Source organism: Serratia rhizosphaerae (assembly GCF_009817885.1).
Classification (GTDB): Bacteria; Pseudomonadota; Gammaproteobacteria; order Enterobacterales; family Enterobacteriaceae; genus Serratia_B; species Serratia_B rhizosphaerae.
The window spans coordinates 1,285,486-1,306,629 of the sequence record NZ_CP041764.1 but is presented as its reverse complement, the minus strand read 5'-3'; the positions used below and the strand labels follow the sequence as shown (position 1 = coordinate 1,306,629).

The following is a 21,144-nucleotide window of genomic DNA, read 5'->3' as shown; positions in this document are numbered from 1 at the left end:
GAGAGAGTATGAATACACAACAACTGGCGAAACTACGTACAATCGTGCCCGAGATGCGTCGCGTCCGGCACATTCACTTTGTCGGCATCGGTGGTGCCGGCATGGGTGGTATCGCCGAAGTGTTGGCTAATGAAGGGTATCAAATCAGCGGCTCGGATCTGGCGCCGAATCCGGTGACCCAGCAGCTGAGCGCGCTGGGGGCGACGATCTATTTCAACCATCGTCCGGAGAACGTGCTGGATGCGAGCGTAGTGGTGGTCTCCACCGCCATTGCTTCTGACAACCCTGAGATCGTCGCGGCGCGTGAAGCACGCATTCCGGTGATTCGCCGTGCAGAAATGCTGGCCGAGCTGATGCGCTTCCGTCACGGCATCGCCGTGGCCGGTACGCACGGCAAAACCACCACCACCGCGATGGTGTCCAGTATTTATGCGGAAGCCGGTCTGGATCCGACCTTTGTCAACGGCGGTCTGGTGAAGGCGGCGGGCACGCATGCGCGCCTCGGCTGCAGCCGTTATCTGATTGCGGAGGCTGACGAAAGCGACGCGTCGTTCCTGCACCTGCAGCCGATGGTGGCGATTGTCACCAATATCGAAGCCGACCACATGGACACTTACCATGGCGACTTTGAAAACCTGAAGCAGACGTTTATCAACTTCCTGCACAACCTGCCGTTCTACGGCCGTGCGGTGATGTGCATTGATGACCCGGTGGTGCGTGAACTGTTGCCGCGCGTCGGGCGCCATATTACAACGTACGGTTTTAGCGAAGATGCCGACGTGCGTATTGAAAGCTACAGCCAGATTGGCCCGCAGGGGCACTTTACCCTGAGCCGTCAGGATAAGCCGCTGATGACGGTCACCCTGAACGCACCGGGACGCCACAATGCGCTGAACGCGGCGGCGGCGGTGGCCGTGGCTACCGAAGAGGGCATTGACGACGAGGATATTTTGCGTGCGCTGGCTGGCTTCCAGGGGACCGGACGCCGTTTCGACTTCCTGGGCGAGTTCGCGCTGGATGCGGTGAACGGCGGCGCAGGCAGCGCGATGCTGGTGGACGATTACGGCCACCATCCGACTGAGGTGGACGCCACGATCAAAGCGGCACGCGCCGGCTGGCCGGATAAACGCCTGGTGATGGTGTTCCAGCCGCATCGATACACCCGCACCCGCGACCTGTACGATGACTTTGCCAACGTGCTGTCGCAGGTGGACGTACTGCTGATGCTGGAGGTCTATCCGGCGGGTGAAGCGCCGATTCCGGGCGCGGACAGCCGTTCGCTGTGCCGCACCATCCGTAACCGCGGCAAGCTGGACCCGATTTTAGTGTCCGACGCGGATACCGTGCCGGAAACGCTGGCCCAGCTGCTGCAGGCGGACGACCTGGTGCTGGTGCAGGGGGCGGGCAACGTCGGCAAAATTGCCCGTAATCTGGCGGAGCTGCAGCTGCAGCCGCAGAACAAAGAGGAGCAGCCGCATGACTGAGAAAGTCGCCGTCCTGCTGGGTGGCACCTCTGCTGAACGTGATGTTTCCCTGCAGTCCGGCGCGGCGGTGCTGGCCGGTCTGCGCGAAGCCGGCATTGACGCTCACGGCGTCGATACCCGCGACTTCCCGGTGTCGCAGCTCAAGGCGCAGGGCTTTAGCAAAGTCTTTATCGCGCTGCACGGGCGCGGCGGCGAGGACGGCACCCTGCAGGGGATGCTGGAGTTCCTGGAACTGCCGTATACCGGCAGCGGCGTGATGGCCTCGGCGTTGACCATGGACAAATGGCGCACCAAGCTGGTGTGGCAGTCGCTGGGCCTGCCGATCGCCCCTTACGTGGCGCTGCATCGTGCGGATTTTAGCGGCGATGACAAGCATCAGGCGCTGGCGAACATCGAAGCTCTGGGGCTGCCGCTGATCGTCAAGCCAAGCCGCGAAGGCTCCAGCGTCGGCATGAGCAAGGTTGAGTCATTCGGCGCGCTTGAAGCGGCGCTGGAAGAGGCCTTCCGCCACGATGACGACGTGCTGGTGGAGAAATGGCTGAGCGGCCCGGAGTACACCGTGGCGTTTATTGGCGACAGCGTGATGCCGTCGATTCGCATTCAGCCGGCCGGCGTGTTTTACGACTACCAGGCGAAATACATTGCGGACGATACGCAGTATTTCTGCCCGAGCGGTTTGTCGGCCGAGCAGGAGGCTGAACTGGCCGCGCTGGCGGTGCGCGCCTACCGTGCGCTGGACTGCAGCGGCTGGGGTCGCGTTGATGTAATGCAGGATAACGATGGCAGCTTCTATCTGCTCGAGGTGAACACCTCGCCGGGCATGACCAGTCATAGCCTGGTGCCGATGGCAGCACGCCAGTTTGGATTAAGCTTCTCGCAACTGGTGGCGAGAATTTTGGAATTGGCCGACTGATATGTCGCAAGCTGCCCTGAATGCACGCGACCGCGAGGCGGAGAACAACAGCCCGCGGCGCAGCAATGGAACCCAACTGGCGGGAATGCTTTTCCTGCTGATGGTGCTGGGGACCGTGTTATGGAGTGGTTGGGCGGTGATTGGCTGGATGAAAGACGCCAGCCGTCTGCCGCTCTCCCGCCTGGTGGTGACCGGCGAACGCCATTACACCACCAACGATGATATTCGCCAGGCTATCCTGGCGCTGGGATCGCCGGGCACGTTTATGACGCAGGATGTGAATGTCATCCAGCAGCAGATTGAACGCTTGCCGTGGATTAAGCAGGCCAGCGTACGCAAGCAATGGCCGGATGAGCTGAAAATCCATCTGGTGGAGTATGTCCCGGTGGCGCGCTGGAATGATTTGCATATGGTCGATGCCGAAGGCAAATCATTCAGCGTTCCGGCGGAGCGCGTCGGCAAGCAGAAATTGCCGCTGCTTTATGGTCCGGAAGGAAGCGAGCAGGACGTGCTGGACGGCTATCGCACCATGAGCAGCACGCTGGCCGCCGGCAAGTTTACCTTGAAGATGGCGGCGATGACGGCGCGCCACTCCTGGCAACTGGCTTTGGACAACGATGTTCGGTTGGAACTGGGGCGTGACGATCGCATGGGACGCCTGCAACGCTTTATCGAGCTGTATCCGGTGCTGGAGCAACAGGGCCAGGCGGAAAACAAACGTGTCAGCTACGTCGACCTGCGCTATGACTCCGGCGCCTCGGTGGGATGGAGCCCGGTGTTAATCGACCCGCAGGCGGCACGTGAACAGCAAAACAGTAATCAGCAACAGAATCAGGCACAGGCAAAACAACGATGATCAAGTCGACGGACAGAAAACTGGTAGTTGGACTGGAGATCGGTACGGCGAAAGTCGCCGCACTGGTAGGGGAAGTTCTGCCCGATGGCATGGTCAACATTATCGGGGTGGGCAGCTGCCCGTCCCGGGGCATGGATAAGGGCGGCGTTAATGACCTGGAATCGGTGGTGAAGTGCGTGCAGCGCGCCATCGATCAGGCGGAACTGATGGCGGATTGCCAGATTTCTTCGGTCTACCTCTCATTATCGGGCAAACACATCAGTTGCCAGAATGAAATCGGGATGGTTCCTATTTCCGAAGAGGAAGTGACCATGGAGGATGTGGAAAACGTTGTGCATACCGCCAAATCGGTGCGTGTGCGTGATGAACACCGCGTGCTGCATGTGATTCCTCAGGAATACGCCATCGACTATCAGGAAGGCATCAAAAACCCGGTAGGGTTGTCCGGCGTGCGTATGCAGGCCAAGGTGCACCTGATCACCTGCCATAACGATATGGCAAAAAACATTGTTAAAGCGGTTGAACGTTGTGGTCTGAAAGTTGACCAACTTATTTTCGCCGGTCTTGCTGCCAGCTATGCGGTGTTAACCGAAGATGAGCGCGAGCTCGGCGTCTGTGTGGTGGATATCGGCGGCGGTACCATGGATATGGCGGTGTATACCGGTGGCGCGCTGCGTCACACCAAGGTTATCCCGTATGCCGGTAACGTGGTCACCAGCGATATTGCTTACGCCTTCGGCACGCCGCCGACGGATGCGGAAGCGATTAAAGTTCGACACGGTTGTGCGCTTGGATCGATTGTTAGCAAGGATGAGAGTGTAGAGGTGCCTAGCGTCGGGGGACGTCCTCCGCGCAGTCTGCAAAGACAGACGCTGGCTGAAGTTATTGAGCCACGCTACACCGAACTGCTGAATCTGGTTAACGATGAGATTTTGCAATTACAGGAGCAACTGCGTCAGCAAGGGGTGAAGCATCATCTGGCAGCGGGTATCGTGCTGACCGGTGGCGCCGCCCAGATTGATGGCCTGGCAGCCTGTGCGCAACGGGTGTTCCACACCCAGGTACGCATCGGCCAACCCTTGAACATCACGGGTCTGACGGATTATGCGCAGGAGCCTTACTACTCGACGGCGGTAGGTCTGCTGCACTATGGAAAAGAGTCTCACCTGAGTGGTGAGGCAGAAGTAGAAAAAGGCGCCTCAGTGGGCAGTTGGTTTAAACGTATCAACAGCTGGCTGAGAAAAGAGTTTTAATGTTTTAACAAAGAGACCATGCATCGGTATTTTTTTATGGTCTCGCAGCGACAGGCACAAAACGGAGAGAAACTATGTTTGAACCAATGGAACTAACCAATGACGCGGTGATTAAAGTCATCGGCGTCGGCGGTGGCGGTGGCAACGCCGTTGAACACATGGTGCGCGAGCGCATCGAAGGTGTTGAATTCTTCGCCGTAAATACCGACGCCCAGGCGCTCCGTAAAACGGCAGTTGGCCAAACCATCCAGATTGGTAATTGCATTACCAAAGGTCTGGGTGCGGGCGCGAACCCGGAAGTGGGTCGTAATTCAGCGGAAGAAGACCGTGAAGCCCTGCGTACTGCGCTGGAAGGCGCGGATATGGTCTTCATCGCGGCCGGCATGGGCGGGGGCACCGGTACCGGCGCCGCGCCCGTGGTGGCTGAAGTAGCAAAAGATCTGGGTATTCTGACAGTGGCCGTGGTTACCAAGCCTTTCAATTTCGAAGGCAAGAAGCGCATGGCGTTCGCTGAGCAGGGTATTGCAGAGCTGTCCAAGCATGTGGACTCCTTGATCACCATCCCGAACGACAAACTTCTGAAAGTTCTGGGACGCGGTATTTCTCTGCTGGACGCGTTCGGCGCGGCTAACGACGTGCTGAAAGGCGCGGTGCAGGGCATTGCCGAGCTGATCACCCGTCCGGGCCTGATGAACGTCGACTTCGCCGACGTGCGCACCGTGATGTCCGAAATGGGCTACGCGATGATGGGCTCCGGCATCGCCTGTGGTGAAGACCGTGCGGAAGAAGCGGCCGAAATGGCGATCTCCAGCCCGCTGCTGGAAGATATCGACCTGTCCGGCGCGCGCGGCGTACTGGTTAACATCACCGCCGGCTTTGACCTGCGTCTGGACGAGTTTGAAACCGTGGGTAACACCATCCGCGCGTTTGCATCCGACAACGCCACCGTGGTGATCGGTACCTCTCTGGATCCGGAGATGAACGACGAACTGCGCGTGACCGTGGTTGCGACCGGTATCGGTATGGACAAGCGTCCGGAAATCACTCTGGTGACCAACAAGCAGCAGCAGGTCAGCCAGCCGGTGATGGATCATCGTTACCAGCAGCACGGTATGTCGCCGCTGCCGCAGGAAGTTAAGCCTGCCGCCAAGGTAGTGAACGATCAGAACGCGCAACCAAACAAAGAGCCTGACTATCTGGATATTCCAGCCTTCTTGCGTAAGCAAGCTGACTAAGAATTTCCTGAGAATTTGGCATCTCCGCTCTTTGTGCTAAACTGTCCCGCCGGCCATGCTGTATGCTTGGCCGGTAGGATGGATAACATTGCGAGATAAAACGATGATCAAACAAAGGACATTAAAACGTATCGTTCAGGCGACTGGCGTCGGTTTGCATACCGGCAAGAAAGTCACGCTGACGATGCGCCCAGCGCCGGCCAATACCGGGGTCATCTATCGTCGCACTGACTTGAATCCACCGGTTGATTTTCCGGCTGATGCAAAATCCGTGCGTGATACCATGCTCTGTACTTGCCTGGTGAATGAGCATGACGTGCGTATTTCTACCGTTGAGCATCTAAATGCCGCACTGGCTGGCCTTGGCATCGACAACATCATTATTGAAGTTGACGCGGCCGAGATCCCAATCATGGACGGTAGCGCCAGTCCGTTTGTGTTCCTGCTGCTGGACGCCGGCATTGAGGAACTGAACTCAGCGAAGAAATTCCTGCGTCTGAAAGACACCGTTCGCGTTGAAGATGGTGATAAATGGGCCGAGCTGTCCCCGCATAACGGGTTCCGCCTGGACTTTACCATTGACTTCAACCACCCGGCGATTGACGCCAGCGCGCAGCGCTACCGCTTAGATTTTTCTGCCGACTCGTTCGTGCGTCAAATCAGCCGTGCGCGTACCTTCGGGTTTATGCGCGATATCGAATACCTGCAATCCCGCGGCCTGGCCCTGGGCGGCAGCTTCGATTGTGCCATCGTGGTGGACGACTACCGCGTCCTGAACGAAGACGGCCTGCGTTTTGAAGATGAATTCGTTCGTCACAAAATGCTGGACGCCATCGGCGACCTGTTTATGTGCGGCCATAATATCATTGGCGCATTTACTGCCTATAAGTCCGGCCATGCACTGAACAACAAGTTGCTGCAGGCGGTACTGGCAAAACAGGAAGCGTGGGAATTCGTCACGTTCCAGGACGAAGCTGAAATGCCGTTGGCATTCAAAGCGCCGTCCACCGTATTGGCATAAGCATAGGCCTGAATTCGCTGGTTATTTCTCACGACTGGTAGTGTTGGCACCCTCTCCGGCCAGGGCTGCCAGTCGTTCTAATGTCTTGCGCAGTTTTTCCGGACTGCGGCTGGCTATTCCCCGTAATTGTTCCGCACTTTCCTCGCTCAGACGACGCATCGGCGCCGCGGCGGGTTCATCTGTTGTTTTTTGCAGCGAATTCTGCTGCTGATTGCCGCCTTTTGCCATCAACGCCGGATTAATCCTGATGTCGATCGATGACAATGATGGTAGAATTTGCGCTCGTAGTGCGGATAATAAGCTCGGCTGTTCGTAGCGCAGGCGCATCATCCAGCTGGCATTGGCCGTTTCCAGCACTAATACACCCTGTCTGAAGTTTGCGACACGGCACCAGGGATGCAGTTGAGCCGGCAATAGGCCCTTGACTGCGCGGTTGAGTTTCAGCAGGGCGGCAGCGCGTTGCTGAACGTTGTGCAACGGCCCTTTGTCTGCGGATGACGACTCAGAAAACAGGACATCTAATAATTGTGGACGGCTATCGCGCATAATGGCTCCGGCGGATTAACAAACTCGTGATCGGTATTCTAAATCGTTGGCGACAATTTGGCAGACGTTATTTCTGGCCGCATCTCCTGCTGGGGATGGTAGCGGCTACGCTTGGCGTACCGCAAAATCTGACGGGCGGCCCCGATCAAGCCGCGTTGCCGAGTACCTCGTCCAGCCTTAATCGGCAAAATTCCATCAGCCATGCCTTCAGCGGCCTGGCTTTGCTGCAAGAGGTTCACCGCCGGCCGAACTTCAGCGTCGACTATTGGCAGCAGCATGCGCTGCGCACCGTCATCCGTCATCTCTCTTTCGCCCTGGCGCCGCAGGTTGTTTATGCGCGCGTGCAGGAAAGCGACGCTGAACCGGTCGAGCCGCCGCTAAAAGCGGCGCAGCTGGCGCTGCTGTTTACGCTCAATACGCTGTTGACCCATGAGCCGAAGCCGCCGACCATCATCCGCGACACGCTCCATTCCGTTCACCCGCCGCTGGCTCAGCATCAGGTCGGACTGTGGCTGGCGCAGGTGCAGGGCATTCGCGCCGGCCCCGCTGCTGCGGTCTGATTTAGCCCTCTTGGCAACGATAACCAACAAATAACAGCAAGATGACGGCCTGTTTTGGCGGTCATGAACGAGATATTAAACACATGTTAGTTAAATTATTGACCAAAGTCTTTGGTAGCCGTAACGATCGTACGCTGCGCCGCATGCGCAAAGTGGTTGAGCAGATCAACCGCATGGAACCGGACATGGAAAAACTGTCCGATGATGAGCTGAAAGCCAAAACCAACGAATTCCGCGAACGCCTGAAAAAAAGCGAGACGGTAGAGAGCCTGATCCCGGAAGCCTTTGCGGTGGTGCGGGAAGCCAGTAAGCGCGTATTCGGCATGCGTCACTTTGACGTGCAGCTGCTGGGCGGCATGGTGCTGAACGACCGCTGCATCGCCGAGATGCGCACCGGTGAAGGTAAAACCCTGACGGCGACCCTGCCGGCGTACCTGAATGCCCTGAGCGGCCGCGGCGTGCACGTGGTGACCGTCAACGATTATCTGGCGCAGCGCGATGCCGAGAACAACCGCCCGCTGTTTGAATTCCTGGGCCTCAGCGTCGGCATCAACCTGCCGGGCATGCCGGCACCGGCCAAACGTGAAGCCTATGCCGCCGACATCACTTACGGCACCAACAACGAATACGGCTTCGACTACCTGCGCGACAACATGGCGTTCAGCCCTGAAGAGCGCGTGCAGCGTAAACTGCACTATGCGCTGGTGGATGAGGTTGACTCCATCCTGATCGATGAAGCGCGTACCCCGCTGATTATCTCCGGCCCGGCTGAAGACAGCTCCGAGATGTATATCAAGGTCGACAAGCTGATCCCTAAACTGATCCGCCAGGAAAAAGAAGACTCCGACACCTTCCAGGGTGAAGGTCACTTCTCGGTGGATGAGAAGGCGCGTCAGGTGCACCTGACCGAGCGCGGCCTGATCCTGATCGAAGAGATGCTGGTGGAAGCGGGCATTATGGAGGAGGGTGAATCGCTCTATTCACCGACCAACATCATGCTGATGCACCACGTCACCGCCGCGCTGCGTGCGCACGTGCTGTTTACCCGCGACGTTGACTACATCGTGAAAGACGGTGAAGTGATCATCGTCGATGAGCACACCGGCCGTACCATGCAGGGGCGCCGCTGGTCTGATGGTCTGCACCAGGCGGTGGAAGCCAAAGAAGGCGTGGAAATCCAGAACGAAAACCAGACGCTGGCGTCGATCACCTTCCAGAACTACTTCCGTCTGTACGAGAAGCTGGCGGGGATGACCGGTACCGCCGATACCGAAGCGTTTGAATTCAGCTCCATCTACAAGTTGGACACCATTGTGGTGCCGACCAACCGTCCGATGATCCGTAAGGATATGCCGGATCTGGTTTACATGACCGAACAAGAGAAGATTGCGGCGATCATCGAAGATATTCGCGAACGTACCGCCAGCGGCCAGCCGGTGCTGGTGGGGACCATCTCGATTGAGAAATCGGAAGTGGTATCCCGCGAGCTGACCAAGGCCGGCGTTGAGCACAAGGTACTGAACGCCAAATTCCACGCCATGGAAGCGGATATCGTTGCCCAGGCCGGGCAGGCAGGCGCGGTGACTATCGCCACCAACATGGCCGGTCGTGGTACCGACATCGTGCTGGGCGGCAGCTGGCAGACGGAAGTCGCACAGCTGGAAGAACCAACCGAAGAGCAAATCGCCGCGATTAAAGACGCCTGGAAAGTGCGGCACGACGCCGTGCTGGCCGCTGGCGGTCTGCATATTATCGGCACCGAGCGCCATGAATCCCGCCGTATCGACAACCAGCTGCGCGGCCGTTCCGGTCGCCAGGGGGATGCCGGTTCTTCCCGCTTCTACCTGTCGATGGAAGATGCGCTGATGCGTATCTTCGCTTCCGACCGCGTCTCCAACATGATGCGTAAGCTGGGGATGAAAGAGGGCGAGGCGATTGAGCACCCGTGGGTCACCAAGGCGATCGCCAACGCACAGCGTAAAGTGGAAAGCCGTAACTTCGATATTCGTAAGCAACTGCTGGAATATGATGATGTGGCGAACGATCAGCGGCGTGCCATTTACACTCAGCGTAACGAACTGCTGGACGTTTCCGATATCAGCGAAACCATCGCCAGCATTCGTGAAGACGTGTTCAAAGCCACTATCGACAACTACATTCCGCCACAGTCGCTGGAAGAAATGTGGGACGTGCAGGGGCTGGAAGAGCGCTTGAAAAACGACTTCGATCTGGAGATGCCGATCGCCGAGTGGCTGGACAAAGAGCCGGAACTGCACGAAGAAACGCTGCGCGAGCGCATTCTGGAAAAGGCCAAAGAAGAGTATCTGCAGAAAGAAGACGTGGTCGGCAGCGAAATGATGCGCAACTTCGAGAAGGGCGTGATGCTGCAGACGCTGGATTCGCTGTGGAAAGAGCACCTGGCGGCAATGGATTACCTGCGTCAGGGTATCCACCTGCGTGGCTATGCGCAGAAGGATCCGAAGCAGGAGTACAAGCGTGAATCCTTCGCCATGTTTGCCGCGATGCTGGAGTCGCTGAAATATGAAGTGATCAGCGTGCTGAGCAAGGTTCAGGTGCGGATGCCGGAAGAGGTGGAAGCGCTGGAGCAGCAACGCCGTGAAGAAGCGGAACGTCTGGCGCAGCAGCAGCAGTTGAGCCACCAGGATGAAAATGCGCTGGCAACGAGCGATCCTAACGCGCCGGCGGTGGCCGAGCGTAAAGTGGGCCGCAACGATCCGTGCCCTTGTGGCTCCGGTAAGAAATACAAGCAGTGCCACGGCCGTCTGCAAAAGTAAGTAGCCGTTAAACAGGCGCTCAATGCCTTGTGGGGCCGGACATGTCCGGCCCCAGCTATATCTGGCGTTACCCGCGGGCGGTGGCGCACAGTTCAAGAATGATTTAGGAGTTAGCGATGAAACATCTGAACATCGCCGTGGGCATTATTCGTAATTCCCGGCAGGAGATCTTTCTTACCCGTCGCGGTGCGGATTCCCATATGGCAGGTTTTTGGGAGTTTCCCGGCGGCAAGATTGAAGCGGGTGAAACGGCGGAACAGGCGCTGTACCGCGAGCTGCAGGAAGAAACCGGCATTGAGGCCGGGCAGGCCGCACTGTTGGAGGTGCTGGAACACCGCTTTAGCGACCGTATCGTGACGCTGAACTTTTATCTGGTGGAGCACTGGCAGGGCGAACCGTTTGGCCGTGAAGGCCAGCCGATGCGCTGGGTAAAACAGGCGGAGCTGCGTGAAGATGAATTCCCGCCGGCCAACGCCGCGATTGTCCGGCAGCTGGTTGCGCAGGCCGGCGCGGCGCAGTAAGTCTCCGTTGACGAACGGCCTGGTTTGCCCAGGCCGTACCGAGCGCTAGTAGTCTTCCTTTTCACTCCACTCGTCGCTGTCGGATAAGTCGCCATTGCTTGGGATGCGCTTTTCTTCGGCCGCCCATTCACCCAGATCGATCATCTGGCAGCGCTTGCTGCAGAACGGACGATACGGGCTGACTTCCCCCCAAACAACGTCTTTGCCACAGGTCGGGCAATTTACTACGGTAGTCATCACTCTTCCTTAGCCGGTTTTTCAACGGCCATTTTATTGATTACTAACAGCAGGCCAGATCGAACGTCAGGCGTTCCGGCACCTGAGTATGGTCGCCGTCCAGCGACAAGAAGCGAATGGCGTAACGCGTCTTGTGGCCGGAAATTTGCGGATACAGCTGATGCGACAGGTCGATACGCAGGCGCAGCAGATCGGCATCTTCCGCATTATCCTGATAAAACCCGTTCAGACTGATTTGATTGCGGAACGGCCCGGACTGGCGGATCAGGCTCAGGATCATCGTCAGCGCCTGATGCAACGGATCCAGGGTTTCCAGCCACTGGGCGACGTCGGCATCGCGCTCTGACTGGGGTACGTGCATCCACATATGCAGCGTTGGCAGATCGAAACTGCAGCAGCCGCCGGGAATGCCTAAACGTTGGCGCACCAGACTGATGAGCTTATCCTCACGTAGCGGCTGGCCCATGCGCGGCGCGGCGATAAGGCGTGAAGAAAGCGCTTTTAACTGGGTGCGTAACTGTTCGATCAGCGACATATCAACGCCGGGCACGTCGGCCCACTGCAGCAGTTTTTGCTGTTGGCGTTCCAGTTCTTTCGCCAGCTCGGTGCGGACTTCGCCGCGCTCCAGCACGTCCAGCAGATCGGAAACGGTACGGAAAAAGGTCAGGGCGATGGCGGTATCGCTCAATGCCCGGTGGCCATGTAACTGTTGCAGCAAAAATTCGATTCGCAGCCAGGTACGCATTTTTTCATTCAACGGGTGTTCAAAGAGAACGGTTGGAGAAGCGTCACTCATTCGGTTTAATCCTGTCGTTTTGCTGATGCCGCAAGGTCCAGATAGCGGCGATGCAAGGCGGCTACGTGTGATTCTATCTCTTGTGCGGCGCCGCTGTTGTCGATCACGTCGTCCGCCGCTGCCAGGCGCTGCTCGCGCGTCGCTTGGGCAGATAAAATATTGAGTGCCTGCTGACGGCTGACGCCGTCGCGGGCGATAGTTCTGAGCAACTGGGTATCGCTGTCGACATCGACCACCACGACCCGATCGGCGCGTGACTGGAGCTGGTTTTCTACCAGTAACGGTACCACCCAGAGCGCATAGGGGCTGTCGGCCAGCGCCAGCTGGCGCTGTGTTTCCTGCTGTATCACCGGGTGTAGCAGTTGATTCAGCCAGCGTTTTTCATCTGGCTGGCTGAAGATACGCTGACGCAGCGCGGCGCGATCCAAAGCGCCATCCGGCTGGAGTATCCCATGGCCAAAATGCGCGGTGATGGCCGCCAATGACGGCGTGCCGGGTTCTACAACCTGACGGGCGATGATGTCGGCATCGACGATCACGATGCCATGACGCGCAAAAGCATTGGCGACGGTTGATTTACCGCTGCCGATGCCGCCGGTCAACGCAACAATGTAAGTCATGGCGTGAAGGGACACCCTAAGATTTATCCAGAAACAATAAACGAATCATAAAGCGATCGTGCAGAAGTGCAAGTCGACGCCGTCAGGCTGGCGTTTCTGTCGCCAGAATGGCAAAAATGGGCGCAATATCACATCGGAATGGCGTAGGTAAATTTCTGGGATTGTAGCGTAAATAAAGACGAAATCGCAGTCTTGCCGCGTGATTATTCCGGCGTATGATAACGTCACTGGAACTGGCATCAAGCTGTTCTGCGCAGGTGGCGGCATTAGCTGAAACCCGCGGGATAGAAGATTCGATCACCCTTGCGATCCGTCGCCATAAACCAGGAAATCCGTTGTCATGCGTATTGAAGAAGATTTGAAGTTAGGTTTTAAAGATGTGCTGATCCGCCCGAAGCGCTCCACGCTGAAAAGCCGCTCTGAAGTGGAACTGGAGCGCCAGTTTACCTTCAAGCATTCGGGATGGAACTGGTCCGGCGTACCTCTTATTGCCGCCAATATGGATACGGTCGGCACCTTCCGCATGGCAGAGGCTCTGGCGTCTTTCGATGTGCTTACCGCGGTACACAAACACTATTCGGTTGAGCAATGGGCCGAATTCGTTCAGCGCGTACCGGCAGAGACGCTGCGTCACGTGATGGTTTCCACCGGCACCTCCGATGCCGACTTCGTAAAGATGAAGCAAATTCTGGCGCTGTCGCCGGCGCTGAAGTTTATCTGCATCGATGTGGCCAACGGCTACTCGGAGCACTTTGTCGCCTTCCTGCAGAAAGCGCGCGAAGCCTGTCCGCAACACGTTATCTGCGCCGGCAATGTGGTCACCGGCGAAATGGTTGAGGAACTGATTCTGTCCGGGGCCGATATCGTTAAGGTCGGCATTGGCCCGGGTTCAGTGTGCACCACGCGGGTGAAAACCGGCGTTGGCTACCCGCAGCTGTCCGCGGTGATTGAATGCGCGGACGCGGCGCACGGGCTGGGCGGGCAGATTGTCAGCGACGGCGGCTGCTCGGTGCCGGGCGATGTGGCGAAAGCCTTCGGCGGCGGCGCCGACTTTGTCATGCTGGGCGGCATGCTGGCCGGCCACGACGAGTGTGAAGGCACGGTGGTGGAAGAGAACGGCGAGAAATTTATGCTGTTCTACGGCATGAGTTCCGAATCCGCGATGAAGCGCCACGTGGGCGGCGTCGCGGAGTACCGCGCGGCAGAAGGTAAAACCGTGAAGCTGCCGCTGCGCGGCGAAGTGGAATTCACCGTACGCGATATCCTCGGCGGCCTGCGTTCGGCCTGCACCTACGTGGGGGCAGAGCGTCTGAAAGAGCTGACCAAACGCACCACCTTTATCCGCGTTGCGGAACAGGAAAACCGCGTATTCGGCAGCAAGTAATCTCCTGTCGCCCCCGCACCGTGGGGGCGTTTCACCCGCCTGTTTTACCCCAACACCGTTCCCAATTGAAAAATCGGCAAATACATGGCGATCACCAGGCCGCCGACGATGATGCCGATGGTCAGCATCAGCAGCGGTTCCAGCGTTTGAGCCAAAGCGTCCGCCAGCTCATGCGTCTGCTGTTCATGCCATGACGCCAGTTTGCCCAGCAGGGTGTCCAGAGTGCCGGACTCTTCCCCGACGCGCGCCAGCTGCTGGCACAACGGCGGAAACAGCGGCTGTTCCGCCAGCGCCTGATACAGCGGCAGCCCCTGGTTCAGCCGTTGCCGAATATTCTCCAGCGCCTGACGGAAAAACAGATTCTCCATCGACAGCAGCGCCGCATCCAGCCCTTCGAGCAATGTTAGACCCGCCTGTTGGGTCATATGCAGCGTGCGGAAGATCTGGCTCAGGCTGGCGCCTTTAATCAGCTGCGCAATCAGCGGCAGACGCAGGCAGAGCCGCTGTTCCCGCCGTCGCCAGCGGGAGTGCGGATGGCAACAGCGCCAGTAGCCGCCCGCCAGCAGGGCGCCGGCCAGTAATACATAGGGGCCGGCGCTGACCAATAACGCTGACAGATTCATGAGTCCCTGGGTAAACCAGGGCAGCGGCGCGTCGAACGACTGATACACGCTGGCGAATTCGGGCAGCACCATCAGCAGCATCAGCAGGCTGACCAGTATGGTCACCGCGCAGATAAACAGCGGATAGCGGATGGCCTTCAGCACTTTTTTGCGCAGCTTCTGCTGCTCTTCCTGCTGTTGCGCCAGCTGCTGGCAACAGCGGTCGAGGTTGCCGGTCAGTTCGCCCAAGGTGATTAGCTGGCGATAAATAGGCGGAAACACGTCGTGGTAGCCGGCCGTCACTTCGGACAGCGGCTGACCCTGAGCCACGTGTTCACCGATCTCCTGCAGCAGACAGCGCCATGGAGCGGACTGATGCTGCTGCGCCAGCAGCTGCAGTGCGTTCATCAGCGGCAGCCCGGCCTGCAGCAGCGTAGCCAGCTGGCGGGTGAATAGGGTCAATGCTTCGCCACGCCATTGTCGCCGGCCAACCGGCTTGCCGCGTGCGACCTGATAGGGCTGCAGGTTCTGCTCAATCAGCAGCTGATAAACCTGCTCTTTGCGTTCAGCCAGCGACTCTCCCGGAACCAATTCACCTTGACTATTAATGGCCTGCCAGAGAAAAAGCCGCCGCGACGTCATGGCTGTAGCTCCGTGTGGCCTATCACGCGATAAACTTCCTGCAGCGACGTAATACCTTCCGCAACCAGCGCCAGCCCGGCCTGCAGCAGCGATGTTTGCCCCTGCCGCTGTGCGATCTCGTTCAACTGCTCCGCCGTTAGCTGGTGAAGTAACCCGTGTTGGATCTCACTGGTGATGTGCAGTAATTCATAGATGCCGATGCGGCCGTAATAGCCGCCGAAACAGTGTTCACAGCCTTCGGCGCGCCATGGCGTCAACGGGCGGGGCCACAGCGCGGCGGGGAAGTGCAGCGTTTCCGTTTGCGGGCGGCGGCAGTGCAGGCACAGCCGCCGCACCAGCCGCTGGGCGATCACCAGCTTGAGGCTGGCCGCCAGCAGGTAGCCGGGGATGCCCATATTGGTCAGACGGGTCAGGGTTTCGCTGGTGGAGTTGGTATGCAAGGTCGACAGCACCAGATGGCCGGTCTGGGCGGCTTTCACTGCGATCTCGGCGGTTTCTCCGTCGCGGATCTCGCCGATCATGATCACGTCCGGATCCTGGCGCAGCAGCGCCCGCAGTACGCGGGAGAAACTCAGGTCGATTTTGCCGTTGACCTGCGTCTGGTTGATGCCAAACAGCGGGATCTCGACGGGATCCTCGACGCTGCACAGATTGCGCTGCCGATCGTTCAACTGGTGCAGGCCGCTGTACAGCGTGACGGTTTTTCCGCTGCCGGTGGGGCCGGTGACCAGAATCATCCCCTGCGGGCCGGCGAGGGCGGCGGCAAACTGCGTGCGATCCGCCTCCGTCATGCCCAGTTGCTCCAGCGGCAGATCCTGCCGGTCGGTTTGCAGGATCCGCAGCACCACCTTTTCGCCGTACAGCGTCGGCAGGGTGGAGATGCGCATCGAGTAGCGGCTGCGATCCAGCTGAACGCCGAGCTGGCCGTCCTGCGGCAGACGCCGTTCGGCAATGTCCAACTGAGCCATGATCTTCAGCCGGGCGATAATGCGCTGGCCCAGGGCCAGCGGCGGCGGAGAGACCGTCTGCAGTACGCCATCGATGCGTAGGCGGATGCTGAGCTGTTGTTGGTAAGGTTCAAAGTGAATGTCGGAGGCGCGCCGTTGGATCGCGCTGCGCAGCGTTTGGTTGATAAAGTTGACCGCGGGCGCATCGGCATCGTCATCCAGCGTGGGGCTGTGCGCCCCGGCATCCTCTTCTTGAGCCGGCTGAAGCGCCGGCGACTGGAACAGCGCCTGTTCCAGCCGCGCCAGCGGCCACTGCTCCAGTGCAATGCGTTTCCCGCTGGCGAAGCGCAGCGCATTGAGCAGCGGCGCCGACGGTTCGCCGTGCAGAGCGATGGTCAGGCATTGCTCGTCTTCGCTCAGCGCCAGCGCCTGATAGCGCCGGCACAGGGTGTGTATTTCCGCGTTGATGGCCTGGTTCATCAGGATGGTTCCGGCGCATCGTCAAAGCGGAATACTTCCTGGCAGGTATCCTGCAGCGCGCTGCTTTCCGCCGCGCTGCAACTGCGCGCCCAACGCATCAGGCCGTTGCTGTCCGGCGTCGGCGTCATCGTGACCGTTAATCCCTGCAGCGTCTGGGCGCCAGTGAGCGTAATAACCCCCCGGCTGACGCTGACGGCGCTGACATAGCGCGAGGCGGCGCCAGTCGGGATGCCTTTGCTGCCGGCGTTGCATTCGTCGGCCACGCCGCTGTCCAGCACGCACAGCTCTACCGCCATTTTATAGGGGGCCATCGTCTGCAACATATCGGTCATTGCCGCTTTCTGAATATAGCGCTGGTAGGCGGGCACGCCGATGGCGCTCAGGGTGGCGATGATGGCGATCACCACCATCAGTTCGATCAGGGTAAATCCACGTTGTGTTTCCATGCGTTGCTTCCTCCTGGTTGTGGAGTGGCAACGGTAGCGTCAGGAGGCCGGGCGTGCGAGTGCATGCTGACAGGACTGCGTATGGCTTCCAGCACTATCTGGATGGTTGCCATTTTTCGCAGTGCGTAATGCGGCGCGGATCGCAGTGTAAAGCGGCTCGCGTCGCCGGGCTGGCGATGCGAGCGCAAAAAAGGGGGGATTATTTAAAGCGCATGGATAAATCGAGGGCGGTGATGTGCTTGGTGAGCGCGCCGACCGAAATATAGTCCACGCCGGTTTCAGCGTATTGGCGCAAGGTGTCGCTGGTGACATTACCGGAGACCTCCAGCAGTGCGCGATGCTGGGTCAGTTCCACCGCCTGCTTCATCATCGGCACGCTGAAGTTATCCAGCATGATGATATCCGCGCCGGCGTCCAGCGCCTGCTGCAGTTCGTCCAGCGATTCCACTTCCACTTCGACCGGCACGTCGGCGTGCAGCCAGAAGGCTTTCTCCACCGCGTTCTTGATCGAGCCGGAGGCGATAATATGATTTTCCTTGATCAGGAAGGCGTCGGACAGCCCCAGCCGGTGGTTATTGCCGCCGCCGCACAGCACGGCGTACTTCAGTGCGGTGCGCAGCCCCGGCAGCGTTTTACGCGTGTCCAGCAGCCGCGTCTGCGTGCCTTCCAGCAGTGCGACATAGCGGCTGACGGCGGTCGCCACGCCCGACAGGGTCTGTACAAAGTTGAGCGCGGTGCGCTCGCCGGTCAGCATAATGCGCGCCGGGCCGCTCAGACGGCACAGCGGCTGGTTCGGCGTCACCGTTTCGCCGTCGGCCGCCAGCCATTCCACGCGCACCTGATTACCCAGCTGAATAAAGACTTCATTTAACCAGCGCTGGCCGCAAAACACGCCGGCTTCACGGGTGATGATCGTGGCTTCGGCCTGTTTGTCCGCCGGCAGCAGCTGGGCGGTAATATCCCGTTCAGGATTGACTTCACCACCCAGATCTTCCCGTAACGCCTGGGCGACGGCAAAAGGGATATCATGTTCAATTCGTTCAAGAAGTTCAGCACGACGGCTGTCGGCGCTGTAGCGGCGTGTCGGCATAGAAGGCTCCGAAAAGGGAACTAAGAATGTGGAGGAAACATGCTACTCTGTTGTGCAGGCAAGTACCACTGGCAGTGATAGCCGGCATGCGCTGTCGCTAAACAAGGAATCAGGTATTATCCGATACCGGTGGCGAGCAATATCTGGCATCTGTGGAACAACGTGGTTGGCCCCGGCGAGCGCTCGGGCGCAATGACAAGGGAGAGGCATAACAAATGACGCTGTTTTCGCTGTTACTGGTTCTGGCATGGGAACGTTTATTCAAGCTGGGCGAGCATTGGCAGCTGGATCACCGGCTTGAAGTGGTTTTCCGGCGTCTGCGCCGTTTTTCGCTGCTGCAGACGCTGGCGCTGGCCTGCGGCTGGATGGTGGTGGTCTGGGGCATTTTATGGCTGGCGCAGGGGCTATTTTTCGGTCTGCTGACGCTGCTGTTGTGGATTGTCGTGGCGCTGCTGTGCGTCGGGGCGGGCATTAAGCGCAAGCATTACCGCGCCTACCTGAAGGCGGCGCGTCAGGGCGACAGCCATGCGGTTGATGCCATGGCGGAAGAGCTGGCGCTGATCCACGGCCTGCCGGTGGACTGCAGCGAAGAAGAGCGTCTGCGCGAACTGCAAAATGCGCTGCTGTGGATTAACTACCGCTATTATCTGGCGCCGCTGTTCTGGTTTGTGGCGTGCGGTCCTTATGGGCCGATCGCGTTGGCCGGCTATGCTTTCCTGCGTGCTTACCAAACCTGGCTGGCGCGGCACAATACGCCGCTGGAGCGTTCGCAGTCGGGGATTGATGCATTGCTGCACTGGCTGGATTGGATCCCGGTGCGGCTGGCGGGCGTGGCCTATGCGCTGATCGGCCACGGAGAAAGGGCGCTGCCGGCCTGGTTCGCCTCGCTGGGCGATCGCCGTACTTCACAGTACCAGGTGCTGACGCGTCTGGCGCAGTTTGCGCTGGCGCGGGACCCGCATGACGATCCGGTACAAACGCCGCGTGCCGCGGTGGTGTTGGCGCGTAAGGTGACGATGATTCTGGTGGTGGTGGTGGCGGTGCTGACGATTTACGGCACCTTGCTGTAATCCGCCATCGTGCGATAAAAAAGGGCTGAACGCAGGTTCAGCCCTTGTTGTTTGCGGTAACGTCCGCTGTTACAGCTTAGCGAAGCAGCGACGCGCGGCGTCGATGGTGCGCTGAATGTCTTCTTTGCTGTGGGCGACGGACATAAAGCCTGCTTCAAAGGCGGACGGCGCCAGATATACGCCTTCGTCCAGCATCAGGTGGAAGAAGCGCTTAAAGCGTTCGGCGTCGCACTGCATCACGTCCTGATAGCAGGTGACTGCGTCGGCATCGGTAAAGAACAGGCCGAACATGCCGCCGACGTTGTTGATCACCAGCGGGATGTTCTCCGCCAGTGCGGCATGGCGCAGGCCGTCCGCCAGCATTTCGGTCAGTTCGCCCAGCGTCTGGTGAACGCCCGGCTGCGCCACCTCGCTCAGGCAGGCAAAGCCCGCCGCCATGGCGATCGGGTTGCCGGACAGCGTCCCGGCCTGATACACCGGGCCGGTCGGCGCCAGCGCTTCCATCACGTCGCGACGGCCGCCGAATGCTCCCACCGGCATACCGCCGCCGATGATTTTACCCAGGCAGGTCAGGTCCGGCTCAACGCCGTAGTGCGCCTGTGCGCCGGCCAGCGCCACGCGGAAACCGGTCATTACCTCGTCAATAATCAACAGCGCGCCGTACTGATCACACAGTGCGCGCAGCCCCGGCAGGAAGTCCGGCTGCGGCGGTACGCAGTTCATATTGCCCGCCACCGGCTCGACGATGATACAGGCAATCTCTGACGGGTATTGTTCAAAGGCGCTGCGTACCGAGTCCAGATCGTTATAGGTGCAGGTCAGGGTATGTTTGGCGAAGTCCGCCGGTACGCCCGGTGAGTTCGGTTGGCCGAGGGTCAGCGCGCCGGAACCGGCTTTGACCAGCAGGCAGTCGGCGTGGCCGTGGTAACAGCCTTCAAACTTGATGATTTTATCGCGCTGGGTGTAGCCGCGCGCCAGACGGATGGCGCTCATGGTGGCTTCGGTGCCGGAGTTCACCATGCGCACCATATCCATCGTCGGCACCAGTTCGGTCACCAGCGCGGCCATTTTTACTTCCATTTCGGTCGGTGCGCCAAAGCTCAGGCCGCGTTCGGCGGCGGCAATGACGGCGTTGCGAATGGCAGGATGGTTATGGCCCAGCACCATCGGGCCCCAGGAGCCGACGTAATCGATATAGGCTTTGCCGTCGGCGTCAAAAAGGTAGGCGCCGTCGGCACGTTCGATAAACAGCGGCACCCCGCCGACGCCGGTAAATGCCCGCACCGGGGAGTTCACCCCGCCGGGGATCAGCTGCTGCGCTTCGGCGTACAGACTTTCGGACTTGCTGTGTAAGCTCATAAATCGGCTCCAGGAATGTATATTGAATGTGTTTTACCGGGCTATTCTAGTGGAGTGCGCGCCGTTATGAAACGATCGCCGCAGCGTGATACGGGTAAACGGTGAGTTTCGCTGTTTGCCAAGAGAGGTGTGCCGTACGCTTTTTTGGGTATAGAATGGACGGCTCTGCGATTTATATGACTTATTCTTACCGGCGGTAACCAACCCCTTATGAGTGAGCAGCAACCACAACCCTCGTTAGTACTTACTCCGCGTGTGAAGCGCGTTGACAGTGTGCGTCAGTTTAT

20 protein-coding genes are annotated in these 21,144 nt (G+C 59.0%); 11 read left to right on the top strand and 9 right to left on the bottom strand.

The window, feature by feature from the left end:
- The first annotated feature begins 8 nt into the window (after positions 1-8).
- From murC to lpxC, 6 genes are all read left to right on the top strand, one after another.
- Positions 9-1,484, top strand: a complete 1,476-nt coding sequence (gene murC / locus FO014_RS06220; protein ID WP_160028367.1) for a UDP-N-acetylmuramate--L-alanine ligase — start codon at positions 9-11, stop codon at positions 1,482-1,484.
- Positions 1,477-2,397: a D-alanine--D-alanine ligase gene (locus FO014_RS06215; RefSeq protein ID WP_160028365.1), complete on the top strand. Its 921-nt coding sequence runs from the start codon at positions 1,477-1,479 to the stop codon at positions 2,395-2,397. The genes murC and FO014_RS06215 overlap by 8 nt, the downstream gene beginning before the upstream one ends.
- A gap of 1 nt (position 2,398) precedes the next feature.
- A complete protein-coding gene (ftsQ, locus tag FO014_RS06210; protein ID WP_160028363.1) occupies positions 2,399-3,253 on the top strand; it encodes a cell division protein FtsQ in 855 nt (284 codons plus the stop codon).
- Positions 3,250-4,506: a cell division protein FtsA gene (gene ftsA / locus FO014_RS06205; protein WP_015670921.1), complete on the top strand. Its 1,257-nt coding sequence runs from the start codon at positions 3,250-3,252 to the stop codon at positions 4,504-4,506. The genes ftsQ and ftsA overlap by 4 nt, the downstream gene beginning before the upstream one ends.
- A gap of 74 nt (positions 4,507-4,580) precedes the next feature.
- Entirely contained in the window at positions 4,581-5,741 is a 1,161-nt protein-coding gene (gene ftsZ, locus FO014_RS06200) for a cell division protein FtsZ (protein ID WP_015670922.1), read from the top strand.
- Positions 5,742-5,844: 103 nt separating this feature from the next.
- Positions 5,845-6,762: a UDP-3-O-acyl-N-acetylglucosamine deacetylase gene (lpxC, locus tag FO014_RS06195; protein WP_105229774.1), complete on the top strand. Its 918-nt coding sequence runs from the start codon at positions 5,845-5,847 to the stop codon at positions 6,760-6,762.
- 21 nt (positions 6,763-6,783) lie between these two features.
- On the opposite strand, the gene FO014_RS06190 is transcribed toward lpxC, so the two are convergent.
- A complete protein-coding gene (locus tag FO014_RS06190; RefSeq protein WP_105229775.1) occupies positions 6,784-7,308 on the bottom strand; it encodes a DUF721 domain-containing protein in 525 nt (174 codons plus the stop codon).
- A 26-nt stretch (positions 7,309-7,334) separates the two neighbouring features.
- Between FO014_RS06190 and secM the strand changes: the two genes are divergently transcribed.
- From secM to mutT, 3 genes are all read left to right on the top strand, one after another.
- Positions 7,335-7,868 carry a secA translation cis-regulator SecM gene (gene secM / locus FO014_RS06185; RefSeq protein ID WP_160028361.1) on the top strand — a complete coding sequence of 178 codons (534 nt, stop codon included), beginning with the start codon at positions 7,335-7,337 and terminating at the stop codon, positions 7,866-7,868.
- 83 nt (positions 7,869-7,951) lie between these two features.
- Positions 7,952-10,663, top strand: a complete 2,712-nt coding sequence (secA, locus tag FO014_RS06180; RefSeq protein WP_160028359.1) for a preprotein translocase subunit SecA — start codon at positions 7,952-7,954, stop codon at positions 10,661-10,663.
- Between the two features lie 116 nt (positions 10,664-10,779).
- The gene (gene mutT / locus FO014_RS06175) at positions 10,780-11,184 is read left to right on the top strand and encodes an 8-oxo-dGTP diphosphatase MutT (RefSeq protein ID WP_160028357.1); all 405 of its coding nucleotides are present in this window, start codon (positions 10,780-10,782) and stop codon (positions 11,182-11,184) included.
- Positions 11,185-11,229: 45 nt separating this feature from the next.
- Here mutT and yacG read toward each other — a convergent pair whose 3' ends face one another.
- Genes yacG through coaE form a run of 3 tightly spaced genes read right to left on the bottom strand, consistent with a single transcriptional unit; the run spans position 11,230 to position 12,837 of the window.
- Positions 11,230-11,421, bottom strand: coding sequence for a DNA gyrase inhibitor YacG (gene yacG / locus FO014_RS06170; protein WP_105229779.1), 192 nt, complete (start codon positions 11,419-11,421; stop codon positions 11,230-11,232).
- A gap of 43 nt (positions 11,422-11,464) precedes the next feature.
- Positions 11,465-12,217 (bottom strand): cell division protein ZapD, encoded by a 753-nt coding sequence (gene zapD / locus FO014_RS06165; RefSeq protein ID WP_160028355.1) that lies wholly within the window; start codon positions 12,215-12,217, stop codon positions 11,465-11,467.
- A gap of 5 nt (positions 12,218-12,222) precedes the next feature.
- Positions 12,223-12,837 carry a dephospho-CoA kinase gene (coaE, locus tag FO014_RS06160; protein ID WP_160028353.1) on the bottom strand — a complete coding sequence of 205 codons (615 nt, stop codon included), beginning with the start codon at positions 12,835-12,837 and terminating at the stop codon, positions 12,223-12,225.
- 340 nt (positions 12,838-13,177) lie between these two features.
- On the opposite strand from coaE, the gene FO014_RS06155 reads away from it, so the two are divergent.
- Positions 13,178-14,221 carry a GMP reductase gene (locus FO014_RS06155; protein WP_160028351.1) on the top strand — a complete coding sequence of 348 codons (1,044 nt, stop codon included), beginning with the start codon at positions 13,178-13,180 and terminating at the stop codon, positions 14,219-14,221.
- 44 nt (positions 14,222-14,265) lie between these two features.
- Here the strand turns inward: FO014_RS06155 and hofC are convergent, their stop codons facing one another.
- The 4 genes from hofC to nadC all read right to left on the bottom strand — a co-directional run bounded on the left by hofC (position 14,266) and on the right by nadC (position 18,428).
- Positions 14,266-15,465, bottom strand: coding sequence for a protein transport protein HofC (gene hofC, locus FO014_RS06150; RefSeq protein WP_160028349.1), 1,200 nt, complete (start codon positions 15,463-15,465; stop codon positions 14,266-14,268).
- The gene (gene gspE / locus FO014_RS06145) at positions 15,462-16,892 is read right to left on the bottom strand and encodes a type II secretion system protein GspE (protein WP_160028347.1); all 1,431 of its coding nucleotides are present in this window, start codon (positions 16,890-16,892) and stop codon (positions 15,462-15,464) included. The genes hofC and gspE overlap by 4 nt, the downstream gene beginning before the upstream one ends.
- Positions 16,892-17,338, bottom strand: a complete 447-nt coding sequence (ppdD, locus tag FO014_RS06140) for a prepilin peptidase-dependent pilin (protein WP_160028345.1) — start codon at positions 17,336-17,338, stop codon at positions 16,892-16,894. Before ppdD ends, gspE begins: the two co-directional genes overlap by 1 nt.
- 199 nt (positions 17,339-17,537) lie before the next feature.
- Entirely contained in the window at positions 17,538-18,428 is an 891-nt protein-coding gene (gene nadC, locus FO014_RS06135; protein ID WP_160028343.1) for a carboxylating nicotinate-nucleotide diphosphorylase, read from the bottom strand.
- 215 nt (positions 18,429-18,643) lie between these two features.
- Between nadC and ampE the strand changes: the two genes are divergently transcribed.
- Positions 18,644-19,498: a beta-lactamase regulator AmpE gene (gene ampE / locus FO014_RS06130; protein ID WP_105229787.1), complete on the top strand. Its 855-nt coding sequence runs from the start codon at positions 18,644-18,646 to the stop codon at positions 19,496-19,498.
- 69 nt (positions 19,499-19,567) lie between these two features.
- Here ampE and hemL read toward each other — a convergent pair whose 3' ends face one another.
- Positions 19,568-20,857: a glutamate-1-semialdehyde 2,1-aminomutase gene (gene hemL, locus FO014_RS06125; RefSeq protein WP_160028341.1), complete on the bottom strand. Its 1,290-nt coding sequence runs from the start codon at positions 20,855-20,857 to the stop codon at positions 19,568-19,570.
- Positions 20,858-21,144 lie beyond the last annotated feature (287 nt).

Excerpts from the sequence above, each read along its gene's own strand:
- hemL (WP_160028341.1), bottom strand. The coding sequence starts at position 20,857 with ATGAGCTTACACAGCAAGTCCGAAAGTCTGTACGCCGAAGCGCAGCAG.
- FO014_RS06190 (WP_105229775.1), bottom strand. The coding sequence starts at position 7,308 with ATGCGCGATAGCCGTCCACAATTATTAGATGTCCTGTTTTCTGAGTCG.
- zapD (WP_160028355.1), bottom strand. The coding sequence starts at position 12,217 with ATGAGTGACGCTTCTCCAACCGTTCTCTTTGAACACCCGTTGAATGAA.
- mutT (WP_160028357.1), top strand. The coding sequence starts at position 10,780 with ATGAAACATCTGAACATCGCCGTGGGCATTATTCGTAATTCCCGGCAG.
- ppdD (WP_160028345.1), bottom strand. The coding sequence starts at position 17,338 with ATGGAAACACAACGTGGATTTACCCTGATCGAACTGATGGTGGTGATC.
- ftsQ (WP_160028363.1), top strand. The coding sequence starts at position 2,399 with ATGTCGCAAGCTGCCCTGAATGCACGCGACCGCGAGGCGGAGAACAAC.
- FO014_RS06215 (WP_160028365.1), top strand. The coding sequence starts at position 1,477 with ATGACTGAGAAAGTCGCCGTCCTGCTGGGTGGCACCTCTGCTGAACGT.
- lpxC (WP_105229774.1), top strand. The coding sequence starts at position 5,845 with ATGATCAAACAAAGGACATTAAAACGTATCGTTCAGGCGACTGGCGTC.
- murC (WP_160028367.1), top strand. The coding sequence starts at position 9 with ATGAATACACAACAACTGGCGAAACTACGTACAATCGTGCCCGAGATG.
- FO014_RS06155 (WP_160028351.1), top strand. The coding sequence starts at position 13,178 with ATGCGTATTGAAGAAGATTTGAAGTTAGGTTTTAAAGATGTGCTGATC.
- coaE (WP_160028353.1), bottom strand. The coding sequence starts at position 12,837 with ATGACTTACATTGTTGCGTTGACCGGCGGCATCGGCAGCGGTAAATCA.
- secA (WP_160028359.1), top strand. The coding sequence starts at position 7,952 with ATGTTAGTTAAATTATTGACCAAAGTCTTTGGTAGCCGTAACGATCGT.
- ftsA (WP_015670921.1), top strand. The coding sequence starts at position 3,250 with ATGATCAAGTCGACGGACAGAAAACTGGTAGTTGGACTGGAGATCGGT.
- hofC (WP_160028349.1), bottom strand. The coding sequence starts at position 15,465 with ATGACGTCGCGGCGGCTTTTTCTCTGGCAGGCCATTAATAGTCAAGGT.
- ftsZ (WP_015670922.1), top strand. The coding sequence starts at position 4,581 with ATGTTTGAACCAATGGAACTAACCAATGACGCGGTGATTAAAGTCATC.
- yacG (WP_105229779.1), bottom strand. The coding sequence starts at position 11,421 with ATGACTACCGTAGTAAATTGCCCGACCTGTGGCAAAGACGTTGTTTGG.
- nadC (WP_160028343.1), bottom strand. The coding sequence starts at position 18,428 with ATGCCGACACGCCGCTACAGCGCCGACAGCCGTCGTGCTGAACTTCTT.
- ampE (WP_105229787.1), top strand. The coding sequence starts at position 18,644 with ATGACGCTGTTTTCGCTGTTACTGGTTCTGGCATGGGAACGTTTATTC.
- gspE (WP_160028347.1), bottom strand. The coding sequence starts at position 16,892 with ATGAACCAGGCCATCAACGCGGAAATACACACCCTGTGCCGGCGCTAT.